Origin of the sequence: Cronobacter sp. EKM101R, from assembly GCF_963888145.1 — a bacterium.
In the GTDB taxonomy this organism is placed as follows: Bacteria; Pseudomonadota; Gammaproteobacteria; order Enterobacterales; family Enterobacteriaceae; genus Cronobacter; species Cronobacter turicensis.
In genome coordinates this window covers 137,958-154,826 of sequence record NZ_CAWPHW010000033.1, presented here as the reverse complement: position 1 = coordinate 154,826, position 16,869 = coordinate 137,958, and the positions used below count along the sequence as shown (strand labels likewise).

Sequence of the window (16,869 nt, the reverse complement as noted above, 5' to 3'; positions counted from 1 at the left end):
GGATTGATATCGCTGTCGAAGCGTTCAGGCACTCAAGAGACGCCGTCGCTTGCAACATGTTGTGATATGAAACCCGGGGCATACGTTATTGTTGGCGGCAACGCCTACCGACACCAACCTCATGAAATAAGTGTGGATACCGTCTTATGGAGCAAAACCCGCAGTCACAGCTTAAGCTTCTTGTCACCCGTGGTAAGGAGCAGGGCTATCTGACCTATGCCGAGGTCAATGACCATCTGCCGGAAGATATCGTCGACTCCGATCAGATCGAAGACATCATCCAAATGATTAACGACATGGGCATCCAGGTGATGGAAGAAGCGCCGGACGCCGACGATCTGTTGCTTGCTGAAAATTCCAACAGCACCGACGAAGACGCGGAAGAAGCTGCGGCCCAGGTGCTCTCAAGCGTTGAATCTGAAATCGGGCGCACCACTGACCCGGTTCGTATGTACATGCGTGAAATGGGTACCGTTGAACTGTTGACCCGCGAAGGCGAAATTGACATCGCTAAACGCATCGAAGACGGTATCAACCAGGTTCAGTGTTCCGTCGCCGAATACCCGGAAGCGATCACCTATCTGCTGGAGCAGTACGATCGCGTTGAAGCGGGCGAAGCGCGTCTTTCCGATCTGATCACGGGCTTTGTCGATCCGAACGCCGAAGAAGATCTGGCGCCTACCGCAACGCACGTCGGCTCTGAACTCTCTCAGGAAGAGATGGATGATGACGAAGATGAAGACGAAGAGTCTGACGACGACAGCAGCGACGACGACAACAGCATCGATCCGGAACTGGCCCGCGAGAAATTCGGCGAACTGCGTACCCAGTACGAAGTGACCCGCGACACCATCAAAGCGAAAGGCCGCAGCAACGCGGCGTCTCAGGAAGAGATCCTGAAGCTTTCTGAAGTGTTTAAACAGTTCCGCCTGGTGCCGAAACAGTTCGATTACCTGGTGAACAGTATGCGTACCATGATGGACCGCGTGCGTACCCAGGAACGTATCATCATGAAGATGTGCGTTGAACAGTGCAAAATGCCGAAGAAGAACTTCATCACCCTCTTCACCGGCAACGAAACCAGCGAAACCTGGTTTAACGCGGCTATCGCCATGAACAAACCGTGGTCTGAAAAGCTCCACGACGTGGCGGATGATGTTCACCGCAGCCTGCAAAAACTGCAGCAGATCGAAGAAGAAACCGGCCTGACTATCGAGCAGGTTAAAGATATCAACCGTCGCATGTCTATCGGCGAAGCGAAAGCCCGTCGTGCGAAGAAAGAGATGGTTGAAGCAAACTTGCGTCTGGTTATTTCTATCGCCAAGAAATACACCAACCGCGGTCTGCAGTTCCTCGATCTGATTCAGGAAGGCAACATCGGCCTGATGAAAGCGGTAGATAAGTTCGAATACCGCCGCGGCTATAAATTCTCCACCTACGCCACCTGGTGGATCCGTCAGGCTATCACCCGCTCTATCGCGGATCAGGCGCGCACCATTCGTATTCCGGTGCATATGATTGAGACCATCAACAAGCTCAATCGTATCTCCCGCCAGATGCTGCAAGAGATGGGCCGCGAGCCGACGCCGGAAGAGCTGGCCGAGCGCATGCTGATGCCGGAAGACAAAATCCGTAAGGTGCTGAAAATCGCCAAAGAGCCTATCTCCATGGAAACGCCGATCGGCGACGATGAAGATTCGCATCTGGGCGATTTCATCGAGGATACCACCCTCGAGCTGCCACTGGACTCCGCGACCACCGAAAGCCTGCGTGCGGCGACGCACGACGTGCTGGCCGGCCTCACCGCGCGTGAAGCGAAAGTGCTGCGTATGCGTTTCGGTATCGACATGAATACCGACCACACGCTGGAAGAAGTGGGCAAACAGTTCGACGTTACCCGCGAACGTATCCGTCAGATCGAAGCGAAGGCGCTGCGTAAGCTGCGTCACCCAAGCCGTTCTGAAGTGCTGCGCAGCTTCCTGGACGATTAATCGTCTGGCAGCGCGTTTAAAAAGCCCTCTCCGGAGGGCTTTTTTATTGGCGGCAGAAATAGCTGTGGCGGTGTTTTCGCCGTTCTTTTCAACAAACTGGCGTGCGGCGATAAATTGCCGTGATGTGCGTGGATTAATCAGAAAAAACAATTTGTCACAGATATGAATTCTGCGTAATTTGCTGGGAGATTTTGCGTATAAAAATGAACCGTCGCGTTGATAACTTTGCAAGGACCCGGGATGAACAAGTCGCTGTTATTCATGACATGCGTTTTACTGGCCGGATGCGCCAGTCAGCCGCCAAAAAGCCAGGTAACGCCACTCGCGCCAGCGCCCGCTCCGGTCGCCGCCTCGCAGCCTGCGCAACAGGCGCCTGAAAGCAAACCTTTCGCCGCTGCCTCTGAAAGCACCAACAGCATGGCGACCTGCCGTAAAGAGCTCGACGCGCTCAAACATTACGGCCCGAAAACCTACAGCCGTTACGCCGCCGAAATGGATGCGTTATCCGCGAGATCGGGTAAATATCTGGCGCTTAAAGACGGGATGACGCCGGAGCTGAACGACATCGTCATCACGATGTATCAGTCGCAAATCAAGACGCTCTGCTTCCGCATCCAGTCGTCGCTCGGTAAGTTGATTATTGAACAGGCCGGCGGCTGAGCCACCTGCCCTCTTGAGACGATAACGGCGCGGCGCAGGCTGCGCCGTTATGCTATCTGCCGCGCGCCACCAGCGCCTCATCCAGCTCCCGGTAGGCTTCCACCAGTTTATCCAGCGAGGCGCGATTCAGCCCGCTCGGGTTAGGCAGCACCCAAATCTCTGTTTTGCCGATTTTCAGATTCTGTTTACCCCATTTAACGCCGCGCTGGCTGAACGCCTGCTCGTACGCTTTTTTGCCCAGCACCGCGAGCGCGTCCGGCTGGAAATCTTCGATTTTTTTAACCAGATTACGCCCGCCTTCGTGCAGCTCTTTTACGTCCACTTCGTTCGCCTGCACCGTGGGGCGCTCCACCAGCTTCGTAATGCCGCAGCGCGTATCCAGCAGATGCCGCTCTTCCTCAGGCTTCAACTGGCGATCCGTGAACCCCGCCAGATGGATAACTTTCCAGAAGCGATTGCCAGGATGCGCGAAGTGAAAACCCGTATGTGCGGACGACTTTCCCGGATTGATCCCACAAAAGACCACGCGCAAGCCCGGCTCAAGAATATCGTTGATCATGTCCTCTCCCGTTAACTCTCGGATCTGTAAAGTATAAAGCCTTACGCCGCGCTTGCTTACAAATTCAGCAGCCGCGACACCGAGACTGGATTGGCATCGCCAGTTACTTTATAATCCAGCGCCACGGCCCCTTAGCTCAGTGGTTAGAGCAGGCGACTCATAATCGCTTGGTCGTTGGTTCAAACCCAACAGGGGCCACCAAATTTTAGCTTTAAAATCAAATAATTAAGCCACCAATCAAGGGTGGCTTTTTCTTTGTAACGTGCTGGATGTCGCAAAAGTGTCTCACAAGCTTGTACGCCTAGTGAACTCTGCTATCCATGAAGCTATAATCAGGATACTTGTTGTATTGATTTTGAGATGGCATTTTAAAGTGTGTAGTGTACGAGTTGTCACGCTCGAAGGTAAGAAAGATTCGAGCTTTCAAGTTTGCATCGCAATTCATACTAATGGCTCTCACAATTTGTAAATTTCTTTTTTATTTATTTTTTCTAAAAATGGAATTGAAATGAAATTAAAATTTCCCGGATTTTATAGTGTTCCTGAAGATACATTAAAAGAGATATGGCTTTCCGAGGCGACAATTTTCATTTTTGACACCAATTGTTTACTTAACCTCTATCGCTGTGAGGATTCTACTCGCGAACAAATACTCGATGTCATGAGGGCCATTTCATCGAATATCTGGCTTCCTTTTCAAGTTGCATTAGAATATCAAAGAAACAGAAGAATCGCGATTGAAGACAGCATAGCCAGCCTAAAAAAAATAAAAACAGAATTAGAAAAAACTCATACAAAAGATATTTTGGGTAGCGTTAAAAAACACTTGAATAAATCTCTTAACGATGACATTCAATTACTTCAAAAAAGTTTAAAAACTACAATAGATGAATTTATCAATGACAAGATTTTGTTAAGGATAGAAAATAAAGAAAAAATCTCTCAGCATGACTTTATTCGCGCGAGTATTGATGAAATCATAAAAGATAATATTGGAAATGTTCCTGACCAACAAACAATTGATGAAATAGATAAAGAAGGAGAAATTCGATACGCAAATAAGATCCCACCCGGATTTAGTGATAGTGTAAAAAGTGATACTACACATTTTTGCAGTGTTAGATTTCAAAATAAGTTTGGTGACCTTTATCTTTGGAAAGAAATCATTAATAAAGCGAAAACAGAAAACATAAAAAATGTCATTTTTATTACTGATGACAATAAAGAAGACTGGTGGTTTAAACACTCTGGAAAAACACATGGTCCTTTAGAGTCACTCAAAACTGAGATATGCACCATTTCTAATATAGATAACTTTAAGCTAATGAACCAACTTACTTTTCTTAAAGAGGCTCAATCTTACCTTAATGATATAAAAGTTAGTGATGAGTCACTACAAGATGTTAAAGAGTTAACAAATGTAGCAATGGAAGGTTATCATTTCCACTCATCCTCTGAAAAAGAAAATGCATATTATTTAAATGGTTTTAATGATGGAATGAACCAACCAAAATTTATAACAATAACTCGAAACCCTGTTGATGATATAGATTTTGATCTCTTAAAAAAATCTGATGTTCTTTTCAGCCAAATTGCGGCCTATCTTTCAGTTTTTACAACCTTAAATAATTCAGTTCTAAGTAGCGCTGCCCATTTAAAAAACTTAATCAAAGACATGCCAAATCATCCCTTCATAAATGAGTTCCATGACTGTTTAAATGACCTTAGAAAGGATAGAGTTCAAGCATTGTTGCCATACAAAAAACTTAATGCCGTATATCAAAAAGCACTACCAAGTGACTTTAAAGATAACTCTGATCTCATCGCTACGCTTGAAGAATTAAAAAATGCTTGTGTTTCCTTGGAAAAATCAAACGCTTATGCTGAAGCTTTGTTAAGCTATGAGTTCAAACCAGGCATTTAAAATATTTAGCGCATAGTATAAATTTTTTTACAAAGAGCAATCAAAGGCTATAGATACGAATGCAGAATTTTTTGAGTTCGTATCTTTGCGCCAATCACCTCCATTTTTTCGCAATATGTGATGATAAACTGCTCTCTAACTTGCTAACTCAACAGTGAAAACCGTATCGGTGATGTACATTTATCCACCATCCTTGGTTTTTGTACTAAATAACTAATCTCCTACCATCCAGCTCGTGGTCAAAATGCAAAACGATGATCAGGCCCGCTGTTACAGGTTTCAGATTCCCACGGCTCCACTTTCTCCCCTCACTTTTTAAAAATAAAAAGCGCCCCGCTTATTGCCAGCCGCCCCATATAACCCCCTGCTGAATATTTAACTGCATATAAACACAGTATATGCCATGCGCATTTTTTCAGTCACGCGGTAACAGCCTTTTCATCGCCGGGCCGCGCCAGCTCTGGGTTTGATGGTTTCTCGCGCCCCGTTATAACCTGACATCGCAGATCCTTTCTTTTCGCATAAAATCAAAAAATTCTTTTAATTTCTGTAGGTTATGAACCTCATCTGAAACATCAGAGATCCTTTTTACTGAAAAAAAGTGAAATTCTTTTCAATCTTTTCAGTTTCGCTTTCATCGCAGAGCCCCAGCGCTGGCGCGGTCTGGCCATATCATTTGTAAAAAAACAAAACTGAAAAATTTTTGCGATCCAAAACCCGCAGGCGGGTGCGGTGTAGTGCCGTTTTTGTCTGCGAACGTTTTATTTTGTGGGGCTGTGGCTGCGTCAGCGCAACGAGGCGGGCGGGATCTGTTTCAAGGGTGGGACGTGGGTAGTTTGCGCGCTGCGGGCGCTGTGGTGCGTTCTGGGTGGGTTAATGACGGATATAAAAAAGCTCGCGCATGGCGGGCATATTGTCGGGTCAGGCAATGATGCTTTCGTACCGGCTGCGGGTCTGTGTCGACTGCGCTGCCGTCTGGCTGAATGCGGCGGCAGTGGTGGGCCCGCCGGTGCCGGGGTGTGAATGGCTGGCGCACTGGCTGGCCAGCTGTGCCAGCAGGTCGATGGTATCCAGCATCATTTGCAGCGTGTTAACGCCATGCCGCATCGTTTCCACAAGTTCATTTATCCATAACAAAGCAATCTGCCACTCTCTGGCGCTACTTTCTTCAACACAAAAATATTTGGCTATTAGCTCAATACGCTCCAGATTCTCAAACTGCCCTAACGAATCCATTCGCCAAAAAAATACTGTACATATAAACATAACGCTAGCTTAAAACCGTTTCTTAACAAAGGTTTCATCAAGTTATTATTGCGAACGCCGTTGGTATGCATCCGGCAACATTGCGCCACAAACTTAACCCGGCACAGCCTCATCAATTAACGCTTTCTGAACTCATAGCGATCACTGATTACACCGAGGCTCTCATTGTGCGTCTTGCTTATGTAATCACCGAGAAGGGCAACGAATACGGCGAAGATGTGCAGCGTGTTCAGAGTATCTACACCCCCGCATGCTCACGGTTCGGAAGCCGCCACGCGCCTGGTGAAATGGGCGAAGGAGCCGAAGTTGGCCGAAGCGTCAGCGGAGGCTGGTTTTTCTGGCGGCGAAGCCGCCCCTTGAAGTTCTGTCAATAACTGTACGGGGGGAATCCGCCGACGATTAACGATAGAGCTGCAAAAACGTGGTTTTGATGGCAGCGATCTGGAAATTGATGCCCTGCAAAGAGGTAGCAGTCTGGCGCTGGGTTCTGGGACATTGCTTATCTACCGAAAAGGACGGTTGCAGGAACGTATGTTGCAGCCCCAAAATGAAACCTGGCCTGGATGGTCATAATCTGTTTTGTCAGTGGCAAGCTTTCAAGATGCATCTGCCGCTGGATATCATCTGGTTTAGTGCCGCCTCGAAAGGAGAGGGTTAAGGATGAGTAAGCGTGAAGATATAGTGGATGGTAGGCTCAGCGCCAGTCTGAAATACGGGCTGATCTATACAGAAGTTCTGGGCTGGATTGATTTAGGACATGCTCAGGGTAATGACATACGGAAACTATTGGCGCAGTTAGAGGCAGGTGAAGCCTCAGGGCAAAAAGAATATGACGTAACCTATTCCCAATCGATGGTTGATCCCACCAGAACCATGAAAATGGGGAAATTTCTTAAGTGGACTATAAAAAGTGGTCGGACGTATAACGAGCGGTTGAGTATTGCCCTTGCAATGATGATGGCTTTAGCAAAGAGGTTTGAAGGGCTTCAGGATTCCTTCATGATCAGTCTCTTTACTGATAGTGGTTTCAGCGGCGAGGATTTGGTTTCTGATTTGTTGGGTTTCTACCGGGTAGTATCGATACAGAATCCTTTTGATTTGCTGCGTCCTGTCAGCAAAGAGGCTGCATTAATGCGCTGGGATTACTATGGAAAAGTAGGTGACTGGAAAAATAAAGGCTTCACTCCTTGGCTTTTCCCGGATCCGGAGCGTTTTCGTAATGCTAAGCCTCATAAAGGGTATCTCCCCAGCTTCATGCGTACCATCATGCCCTGGAATGATTTCCGCTCAGGTATTGTTAAAATCAACACTATGAATGGCAATTACATGGATAAAGCAAAAGGGGGCAACCTGCCTTATGCATAAAAAGACTAAAATCCTTATAAGCCTGATAGTGTTGTTATGCGGCTTGATCATTTACGCAATTCCCTTCATAAAAATGGAGTTTGCAGAGAGTGCCTATTACACCGAAAAGGACTCTCGCGAATACAGCTTCTATACGCCCGCCATTTTGCAGGAAATGCCAAGGATTTCTGAAAAATATGAATTTAGTTTCATTAACGTAAGCGGGCCCGCCTCACATGTAAACGTTATTAAATTTTATGGCACTATGGATACCACGAAGGTTGATGAGTACCTTTTAAAAAAAGGACTTAAGAAACAAGAAAAATGTGATATCGAAGCGACTTGCTGGCGTGGCAGCGATCCTCAAGAGACCGTGTATGTTAACACTCCTCCAGGAGAGAACATGGTCATCGTTCAGGTAGTAAACGATTTTTCGTAACAGACAAGCCATTCAAGGCGTAAATATATAGCCGCTGAAAGCGGCTTTTTTATGCCCAAAGCGCTTCATTCCATCTAACGCATGCTCAGGAGTGAACCTCATCACTATTGCAAACTACAGTGATGTTATTTGCCTGCACGAAGACACGACATGCCTCGTCAATAATCAAGAACTCAGCTGGTAATACCGGAGCCACCTGCTGGTGGCTTTTATTTATGATGGCCTTTTAAAAATGCCTGCAAGCCTAAATAAAACCTGGAATAAAAAAATATAACCTCACTACTCGCACGCAGCATTTAGCCCTGTCCCTTCACCTTTAACATCGACACGCGCCTCAACAGGTTCATTCAGCCGAGCCCAGAGCCTCCCTCATCAGAAAAAAGTGGTGTCACGCTCCGCCCCCCTTTCCAACCCAACCGGGCAATCTCCACTACACTTTTCCCAACTTCCCTATGCTGAGGATTTCCCATGCTGCGTCCGTTACTGCTCATCTGCACTCTGCTGCCCTTTTTCGCCTGCGCGCATAATCTGGCGCAAGGAGAACGGGTGGCGCCGGTCGGCGTGGATGAGCGCGGCGAACTGACGCTTAATCAGGGCGAGATAGATTATCGCGACTGGAACAGCGCGCGGCTCAGCGGCAAGGTGGGGCTTGTGCTGCATGTGGCGGGCAGGCTCTCGGCGAAAGATCTGAATAAAGGCATCAGCGACGCCATCGCGTCGGCCCGTCTGCCGGCAGATAAATTTCTGGCCACCACGATAATCAACACTGACGATGCCATTCCAGGCAGCGCCATCTTTGTGCGCCGCAGTCTGGAAAGCACCAAAAAAGAGTACCCTTCCTCTATCTTCGTGCTCGACGGCACAGGCGCGGTGCAGCGCGCCTGGCGGCTTCAGCCGGGCGGTTCAGCCGTGGTGGTACTGGATAAAGACGGCCGCATTCGCTTCGCCAAAGATGGCGCGCTCACGGCGGATGAAGTGCGCCAGGTCATGACGCTGCTGCGCTCGCTGCTCACATAAACCTGTACAACGCGGCACAGAAATGTAAAGTTTTGTGCCACGTTGGGGTTAGCCGAAGAAATTTTTCGGGATTACGCTACGCTTTTTAAGAAAGCACCCGGAAAGTTGACCGTGAAGATAATCAGTTGTTCAGACACAAAAAATCCCACATTTCGCCTGACGCGACGTCTGTTGCACGCCTGAGGGCGGCACGCGCGCGCAGTTGCGCTTTCAATTTCTCCCATTCCACAGCGATAACGGACACCACCAGAGGCCTTAACATGAACGCTAACGCCGTGACATCTTCAGGGCAGGAAATCGAATTGCAGGCGCTGCACGATGCGCTGCAAACCCGCCTTGACGAGCTTCTGCCGCCGGGCCAGGAGCGCGATCTGGTCTGCGCCGCGATGCGCGAAGGCGCGCTGACGCCCGGTAAGCGGGTGCGCCCGCTGCTGCTTATCCTCACGGCGTGCGATCTCGGCTGCGATGCCAGCCAGCCTGCGCTGATGGATCTCGCCTGCGCCGTGGAGATGGTGCACGCCGCCTCGCTGATGCTGGACGACATTCCGTGTATGGATAATGCGCTACTGCGCCGCGGTAAACCGACCATCCACCGCCAGTATGGCGAAAGCGTGGCGATCCTCGCGGCGGTCGCGTTGCTCAGCCGCGCATTCGGCGTCATCGCGCAGGCAAGCCCGTTATCCGATAGCTGCAAAACCCAGGCGGTCAGCGAGCTTTCCAGCGCCGTCGGGTTGCAGGGGCTGGTGCAGGGGCAATTTCGCGATCTCAGCGAAGGCAATCAGGCCCGCAGCGCCGAGGCGATACTCGCGACCAACGATCTCAAAACCAGCGTGCTCTTTGACGCCACGCTGCAAATCGCCGCCATCGCCGCAGGCGCTTCCGCTTCAGTACGCCACAAGCTGCGCGAGTTTTCGCGCCATCTCGGCCAGGCGTTCCAGTTGCTTGACGATCTGGCGGACGGCCTGAGCAATACCGGCAAAGACATCAACAAAGACGCAGGAAAATCGACGCTGGTGGCGATGCTCGGCCCGGAGGCGGTGCATCAGCGCCTGCGCGATCACCTGCTGCGCGCCGACGAACATCTCGCCGGCGCCTGTTCACGCGGCGCGTCCACCCGCCGTTTTATGTACGCCTGGTTTGATAAACAGCTGGCCATGTTTGGCTGAACGCGCGCCATGCCGCCGACAGCGACTGTTACTGGAGTATGAATGAAGGACATGGAACTGAGCCAACGCAAGAACGATCATCTGGATATCGTGCTGCACCCGGAGCGGGCTAAACAGACTGTTCGCACCGGCTTTGAACAGTGGCGCTTCGAGCACTGCGCGCTGCCGGAGCTCTCGCTCGACGACATCGATCTCAGCACCCGCCTGTTTGGCCGCGCGATGAAAGCGCCGCTCCTGATTAGCTCCATGACCGGCGGCGCGCGGCGCGCGAGCGATATTAACCGGCATCTCGCCGAAGCGGCGCAGACGCTGGGGCTGGCGATGGGCGTCGGCTCGCAACGCGTGGCGCTGGAGAGCGAAGATAACTGGGGGCTGACGGGAGAGCTGCGCCAGTACGCGCCGGATATCCCGCTGCTGGCGAATCTCGGGGCCGCGCAGATAGGCAGCCTTCAGGGGCTCGATTACGCCCGGCGCGCCGTCGATATGGTGGAGGCGGATGCGCTCATTATTCATCTCAATCCATTGCAGGAGGCGCTCCAGACCGGCGGCGATCGCGACTGGCGCGGCGTGCTGGCGGCGATTGAGCGCGTCGTAAACGCCCTGCCCGTGCCGGTGGTGGTGAAAGAAGTCGGCGCCGGGCTCTCGGTGCCGGTGGCGCGCCAGCTTAAAGAGGTGGGCGTCGCGATGCTGGATGTGGCAGGCGCAGGCGGCACCAGCTGGGCCGCGGTCGAAGGCGAACGCGCCGCCAGTACGCATGCGCGCAACGTGGCGATGGCCTTCGCCGACTGGGGCATTCCCACGGCCCAGGCGCTGCGCCAGATACATCAGGCGTTTCCGTCAATGCCGCTTATCGCCTCCGGCGGTATTCGCGATGGCATCGACGCCGCCAAAGCGCTCGCCATGGGCGCGACCCTGGTCGGCCAGGCCGCGGCGGTGCTCGGCAGCGCGACGACGTCCACCAGCGCCGTACTGGATCATTTCGCGGTGGTGATTGAGCAGTTGCGGGTCGCCTGTTTCTGTACCGGCAGCGCCAGCCTCAGCGCGCTGCGGGAAGCACGGCTGGTGCGCGCCGGGGATGAGGAATGAGCCACTACGCCGTCATCACGCCGCCGCTATACAGCCACGTTCATGCCATGCAGGCGCTCGCGCAGGCGCTTATCGCGCGCGGGCACCGCATCACCTTTATTCAGCAGGCCGAGGCCCGCACGCTGCTTGACGATCCGCGCATCGGTTTTTATCCGGTGGGCGAAGCGAGCCATCCGCCCGGCAGTCTCGCCCGCACCTTACGCCTGACCGCCCATCCCGGCGGCCCGGCCATCTTAAGCCTGATTAACGATCTGGCGCGCACCACCGATATGCTGTGCCGGGAACTGCCCGACGCGCTGACGCGCCTTGGCGTGGATGGGCTAATCGTCGATCAGATGGAAGCGGCAGGCGGTATCGTCGCCGACGCGCTGGGGCTGCCGTTCGTCTCGGTCGCCTGCGCCCTGCCGGTCAACCGCGAGGCGGGCCTGCCGTTGCCGGTGATGCCGTTTCGTTATGCGCAAACGCCGCGCGCCCGCAAAATTTACCAGACCAGCCAGCAGGTGCACGACTGGCTGATGGGGCGTCAGGGGAAAGTGATTGCCCACCACGCGCAGCGCTTTGGGCTGTCGCCCCGCCGCGGCCTGCATGACTGCCTCTCGCCGCTGGCGCAAATCAGCCAGACGCTCAGCGCGCTCGATTTCCCGCGTCACGCGCCGCCGCCCTGCTTTCATGCGGTCGGCCCGCTGCGCCCCCCGTTGCCGCCGGTCGCGGAAACGGCGCAGGATACGGCGCGCCCGCGCGTCTTCGCCTCGCTCGGCACGTTACAGGGGCATCGCTACGGGCTGTTCCGCACCATCGCCCGCGCCTGCCGCGACGCAGATGTCGAGCTGCTGGTGGCGCACTGCGGCGGTCTGAATGACGCCCAGGCGAAAGCGCTGACGGCCAGCGGCGCCACGCAGGTGACCGGATTTACCGATCAGCCGCTGGCGCTCAGCCAGTCGCAGGCGGTTATTACTCACGGCGGGCTGAATACGGTGATGGACGCCATCGCCAGCGCCACGCCGCTGTTAGTGGTGCCGCTGGCGTTCGATCAGCCCGGCGTGGCGGCGCGGGTAGAGCACTGCGGCATCGGGCAGCGCGTCTCGCGCTTCGCCGGACGCCATACTTTCGCCCGCAAGCTGAAAACGCTGCTTGGCGACACCAACGCCCGCACGCGTCTTGCCGCCATGCAGCGCGCGCTGGCGCAGGCGGGCGGCGCTGTCCGTGCGGCGCAGATTACCGAACAGGCGCTGGACGAGCGCCGCCCTGTTTTCGCTCAGGCCCCCTCATGACGACGCAATGGGATCTGATTCTGGCGGGCGGCGGTCTGGCAAACGGGCTTATCGCCCTGCGCCTGCGCGCGCTGCAACCGGCGCTCAATGTGCTGATGCTGGAGGCGGGCGACGCGCCCGGCGGCAATCACACCTGGTCATTTCACGGGGCGGATCTCACGGCCGAACAGCACGCCTGGCTCACGCCGCTGGTGGCGCACCGCTGGGATGGCTACGAGGTGCGCTTCCCGGCGCTGACGCGCACGCTTGATGGCGGCTACTACAGCATTACGTCTGAGCGTTTCGCTCAGGTATTGCAGGAGACGCTGGGCGAGCGCCTCTGGCGCAACGCGCCGGTGGCAAGCCTGACGCCGCAACGCGTGACGCTTAGCGACGGGCGCACGCTGCACGCCCGCGCGGTTATCGATGGCCGCGGCTGGCAGGCAAGCCCGCATCTCACCGTCGGCCAGCAGGCGTTTCTCGGCCAGCAGTGGCAGCTTGCCGCGCCCCACGGCCTGACGCGCCCTGTCCTGATGGACGCCACCGTGGCGCAGCAGGGCGGCTACCGGTTTGTATACACGCTGCCGCTCACGCCCGATGCCTTACTGATAGAAGATACCCACTACATCGACAGCGCCACGCTCGATCCCGACCGCGCGCGGGAGAATATCGCCAGTTATGCCCGCGCGCAGGGCTGGCGGCTTGCGACGCTTGAGCGTGAGGAGCGCGGCAACCTGCCGATTACGCTCACCGGCGCGCCGCAGGCGTTATGGCGCGAAGCGCAGGGTGTGCCACGCGCTGGCCTGCGCGCCGGGCTGTTTCACGCGACGACCGGCTATTCGCTGCCGCACGCGGCAACGCTTGCCGACCTTATCGCCGCACAGCCGCCTGCGTCGTCAGCGGCACTGTATGGGCTTACGGCAGATTACGCGCAGCGCCAGTGGCGGCGTCAGCGCTTTTTCCGTCTGCTGAACCGGATGCTGTTTCTGGCCGGAAAACCGGACCGACGCTGGCAGGTGATGCAGCGCTTTTATGGACTGAATGCGGGGCTTATCGCCCGGTTTTACGCCGGACGACTGACCCCAATGGATATGGCGCGACTGCTGACAGGCAAACCCCCGGTACCGGTGGGCGAAGCCATGCAGGCCGTGCTAAAGCAAACTCCCCGGCTGCGAGCTTTTCATCATGACTAAAACTGTTGTTATCGGGTCCGGCTTTGGCGGCCTGGCCCTGGCTATCCGCTTACAGGCGGCGGGCGTGCCCACCTTATTGCTTGAGCAGCGCGATAAACCCGGCGGCCGAGCGTATGTCTATGAGGATCAGGGGTTTACTTTTGACGCCGGTCCGACGGTTATCACCGATCCCTCGGCTATTGAAGAGCTGTTCACGCTTGCCGGTAAAAACATCGCCGATTATGTTGATCTTTTACCCGTCACGCCGTTCTACCGCCTGTGCTGGGAGAACGGCCAGGTGTTTAACTACGACAACGATCAGGCGAGCCTTGAGGCGCAAATCGCCCGCTTTAACCCGCGCGACGTCGAAGGCTATCGTCAGTTCCTGGCATATTCACAGGCGGTGTTTAAAGAAGGCTATCTGAAGCTTGGCGCAGTGCCATTCCTCTCGTTTCGCGATATGTTGCGCGCGGGGCCGCAGCTGGCGCGCCTTCAGGCCTGGCGCAGCGTCTACGGCATGGTGTCGAAGTTTATCCAGGACGATCATCTGCGCCAGGCGTTCTCTTTCCACTCGCTGCTGGTGGGCGGCAACCCGTTCGCGACGTCCTCTATCTATACGCTTATCCACGCGCTGGAGCGCCAGTGGGGCGTCTGGTTCGCCCGCGGCGGCACCGGCGCGCTGGTGCAGGGACTGGTGAAGCTGTTCACCGATCTGGGCGGCGAAATCGAACTTAACGCCAAAGTCACGCGCCTCGACACTCAGGGCGACAAAATCAGCGGCGTGACGCTCGCCGACGGGCGACGCATTCCCGCGCGCGCCGTGGCGTCGAATGCCGATGTGGTGCACACCTATAGCCATCTGCTGGGCCATCATCCGCGCGGCGTCTCGCAGGCGGCCTCGCTGCGCCGCAAGCGCATGAGCAACTCGCTGTTTGTGCTCTATTTCGGGCTTAATCACCACCATAGCCAGCTGGCGCATCACACCGTCTGCTTCGGGCCGCGCTATAAAGGGCTGATTGAAGACATTTTTAAACGCGACTCGCTCGCGGACGACTTTTCGCTCTATCTGCACGCGCCGTGCGTCACCGATCCGTCGCTGGCCCCGCCAGGCTGCGGTAGCTATTACGTGCTGGCGCCGGTGCCGCACCTCGGCACCGCGAACCTGAACTGGGATGTCGAAGGCCCGCGCCTGCGCGATCGGATTTTCGACTACCTGGAGCAGCACTACATGCCGGGCCTTCGCGATCAACTGGTGACGCACCGCATGTTCACGCCGTTCGATTTCCGCGACCAGCTCGGCGCTTATCATGGCTCGGCGTTTTCGGTGGAGCCTATCCTCACCCAGAGCGCCTGGTTCCGCCCGCATAACCGCGACAGCCGCATCGATAACCTCTATTTAGTCGGCGCGGGCACCCACCCCGGCGCGGGTATTCCGGGGGTTATCGGCTCGGCGAAGGCCACCGCCGGGCTGATGCTGGAGGGGCATGCATGAGTGACAAACCGCTGCTGACGCACGCGACTGAAACCATCGAGGCAGGCTCGAAAAGCTTTGCCACCGCCTCGAAACTGTTCGATGCGAAAACCCGGCGCAGCGCGCTGATGCTCTACGCCTGGTGCCGCCACTGCGATGACGTCACCGACGGCCAGACGCTCGGTTTTACAGCGACGGATGCGCCCACCGACACCCCACAGGCGCGCATCGCCCTGCTGCGCGCGCTGACGCTTGAAGCTTACGCAGGCAAACCGATGCGCGAGCCGAATTTCGCCGCATTTCAGGAGGTCGCGCTGGAACATCAGATCCCGCCCGCGCTGGCGCTCGATCATCTGGAAGGTTTCGTGATGGACGTGCGCGACGAGCGCTATCACACCTTTGATGACACGCTGCGCTACTGCTATCACGTGGCGGGCGTAGTGGGGCTGATGATGGCGCGCGTGATGGGCGTGCGCGATGAGGCCGTGCTGGATCGCGCCTGCGATCTGGGCCTCGCGTTTCAGCTCACTAACATTGCGCGGGATATTGTCGAGGATGCCGCCATCGGGCGCTGTTATCTGCCTGAAGCGTGGCTTAAAGAAGAAGGACTGCGCGCTGACACGCTGGCAGACCGCGCGCACCGCCCGGCGCTGGCGCGTCTCGCCGCGCGGCTGGTGGAAGAAGCGGAGCCGTATTACGCCTCGGCGCGTGCCGGGCTTGCCGGACTGCCGCTGCGCAGCGCCTGGGCTATCGCCACCGCGCATGGGGTCTACCGGGAGATTGGCGTGAAGGTGAAACGCGCGGGCGTCAACGCGTGGGATAAGCGTCAGGGCACCAGCAAGGCCGAGAAACTGGCCCTGCTGGCGAAAGGCGCCGCAATGGCCGTCAGCTCTCGCGGCGCGGCGTCGTCGCCTCGTCCTTCGGCGCTCTGGCAGCGGCCGCACGCGCAGGACGACCGTTACGCTCACGCAACACCGCCTGCAGCTTAGCCACCGGCGGCGCGTAGAGAAAACCAAAGGAGACGCAGCCTTCGCGACCGCGCACCGCGTGATGCAGCCGGTGCGCCAGATAGAGCCGCTTCAGGTAACCCCGGCGCGGCACGTAGCGAAACGGCCAGCGCTGGTGAACCAGCCCGTCATGCACAATAAAGTAAAGCGCGCCGTAAAGCGTCATCCCGGCGCCAATCCACTGTAGCGGCCAGCGCCCGCCTGCGCCGAGCGCGATAAGCAAAATCGCCACGCCCGCAAACACCACCGCATAGAGATCGTTGACTTCAAACCACCCTTTGCGCGGCGAATGGTGGGAAAGGTGCCAGCCCCAACCCCAGCCATGCATCACATATTTGTGCGTCAGCGCCGCCACGACTTCCATCGCCGCGACCGTCAGCAACACGATCGCCACGTTATACAGCACAATCATAATCTCTCCTGGGCCCGGTTGAAGGGAACGTCCTGTTGCCGGGAAATGTAAGCGCTATTCGCGCCGCAACCCAGAGAGTATAGCAACCCAGGCGGCGATGTCGGG

At 55.5% G+C, this 16,869-nt stretch carries 15 protein-coding genes, 1 tRNA gene and 1 pseudogene; 14 read left to right on the top strand and 3 right to left on the bottom strand.

Going from position 1 to position 16,869, the window contains the following annotated elements; translation table 11 throughout:
- Window positions 1-146 precede the first annotated feature (146 nt).
- Window positions 147-1,991 (top strand): RNA polymerase sigma factor RpoD, encoded by a 1,845-nt coding sequence (gene rpoD / locus AACV31_RS15885; RefSeq protein ID WP_007764076.1) that lies wholly within the window; start codon window positions 147-149, stop codon window positions 1,989-1,991.
- Window positions 1,992-2,231: 240 nt separating this feature from the next.
- Complete coding sequence (locus AACV31_RS15880; protein WP_007764079.1) at window positions 2,232-2,651, top strand: hypothetical protein; 420 nt, start codon at window positions 2,232-2,234, stop codon at window positions 2,649-2,651.
- A gap of 52 nt (window positions 2,652-2,703) precedes the next feature.
- On the opposite strand, the gene mug is transcribed toward AACV31_RS15880, so the two are convergent.
- Window positions 2,704-3,210: a G/U mismatch-specific DNA glycosylase gene (gene mug / locus AACV31_RS15875; protein ID WP_007764082.1), complete on the bottom strand. Its 507-nt coding sequence runs from the start codon at window positions 3,208-3,210 to the stop codon at window positions 2,704-2,706.
- A 125-nt stretch (window positions 3,211-3,335) separates the two neighbouring features.
- Between mug and AACV31_RS15870 the strand changes: the two genes are divergently transcribed.
- Both AACV31_RS15870 and AACV31_RS15865 read left to right on the top strand, forming a co-directional pair.
- Window positions 3,336-3,411 (top strand) — tRNA-Ile (locus tag AACV31_RS15870).
- Between the two features lie 307 nt (window positions 3,412-3,718).
- The gene (locus tag AACV31_RS15865; protein ID WP_165155453.1) at window positions 3,719-5,134 is read left to right on the top strand and encodes a PIN-like domain-containing protein; all 1,416 of its coding nucleotides are present in this window, start codon (window positions 3,719-3,721) and stop codon (window positions 5,132-5,134) included.
- A 921-nt stretch (window positions 5,135-6,055) separates the two neighbouring features.
- Here the strand turns inward: AACV31_RS15865 and AACV31_RS15860 are convergent.
- Window positions 6,056-6,370: a hypothetical protein gene (locus AACV31_RS15860; RefSeq protein WP_165155291.1), complete on the bottom strand. Its 315-nt coding sequence runs from the start codon at window positions 6,368-6,370 to the stop codon at window positions 6,056-6,058.
- Window positions 6,371-6,459: 89 nt separating this feature from the next.
- On the opposite strand from AACV31_RS15860, the pseudogene AACV31_RS15850 reads away from it, so the two are divergent.
- From AACV31_RS15850 to crtB, 10 genes and pseudogenes are all read left to right on the top strand, one after another.
- Window positions 6,460-6,973, top strand: a pseudogene (locus AACV31_RS15850) (phage regulatory CII family protein); the annotation flags it as partial.
- Window positions 6,974-7,060: 87 nt separating this feature from the next.
- Window positions 7,061-7,765, top strand: coding sequence for a hypothetical protein (locus AACV31_RS15845; protein ID WP_165155455.1), 705 nt, complete (start codon window positions 7,061-7,063; stop codon window positions 7,763-7,765).
- Window positions 7,758-8,183 (top strand): hypothetical protein, encoded by a 426-nt coding sequence (locus AACV31_RS15840; protein WP_165155457.1) that lies wholly within the window; start codon window positions 7,758-7,760, stop codon window positions 8,181-8,183. Before AACV31_RS15845 ends, AACV31_RS15840 begins: the two co-directional genes overlap by 8 nt.
- 468 nt (window positions 8,184-8,651) lie before the next feature.
- Window positions 8,652-9,200 (top strand): YtfJ family protein, encoded by a 549-nt coding sequence (locus AACV31_RS15835; protein ID WP_165155459.1) that lies wholly within the window; start codon window positions 8,652-8,654, stop codon window positions 9,198-9,200.
- Window positions 9,201-9,460: 260 nt separating this feature from the next.
- Entirely contained in the window at window positions 9,461-10,366 is a 906-nt protein-coding gene (locus AACV31_RS15830; RefSeq protein ID WP_007764088.1) for a polyprenyl synthetase family protein, read from the top strand.
- A gap of 42 nt (window positions 10,367-10,408) precedes the next feature.
- Window positions 10,409-11,452: a type 2 isopentenyl-diphosphate Delta-isomerase gene (gene fni / locus AACV31_RS15825; RefSeq protein WP_165155461.1), complete on the top strand. Its 1,044-nt coding sequence runs from the start codon at window positions 10,409-10,411 to the stop codon at window positions 11,450-11,452.
- Window positions 11,449-12,723: a glycosyltransferase gene (locus AACV31_RS15820; protein WP_165155463.1), complete on the top strand. Its 1,275-nt coding sequence runs from the start codon at window positions 11,449-11,451 to the stop codon at window positions 12,721-12,723. Before fni ends, AACV31_RS15820 begins: the two co-directional genes overlap by 4 nt.
- Window positions 12,720-13,895, top strand: a complete 1,176-nt coding sequence (crtY, locus tag AACV31_RS15815; RefSeq protein ID WP_165155465.1) for a lycopene beta-cyclase CrtY — start codon at window positions 12,720-12,722, stop codon at window positions 13,893-13,895. Before AACV31_RS15820 ends, crtY begins: the two co-directional genes overlap by 4 nt.
- A complete protein-coding gene (locus tag AACV31_RS15810; protein WP_165155467.1) occupies window positions 13,888-15,366 on the top strand; it encodes a phytoene desaturase in 1,479 nt (492 codons plus the stop codon). The genes crtY and AACV31_RS15810 overlap by 8 nt, the downstream gene beginning before the upstream one ends.
- Window positions 15,363-16,334, top strand: coding sequence for a 15-cis-phytoene synthase CrtB (gene crtB / locus AACV31_RS15805; RefSeq protein WP_165155469.1), 972 nt, complete (start codon window positions 15,363-15,365; stop codon window positions 16,332-16,334). The genes AACV31_RS15810 and crtB overlap by 4 nt, the downstream gene beginning before the upstream one ends.
- Here crtB and AACV31_RS15800 read toward each other — a convergent pair.
- Window positions 16,231-16,764 carry a sterol desaturase family protein gene (locus AACV31_RS15800; RefSeq protein WP_007764092.1) on the bottom strand — a complete coding sequence of 178 codons (534 nt, stop codon included), beginning with the start codon at window positions 16,762-16,764 and terminating at the stop codon, window positions 16,231-16,233. The two genes, crtB and AACV31_RS15800, sit on opposite strands and share 104 nt — an antisense overlap.
- Window positions 16,765-16,869 lie beyond the last annotated feature (105 nt).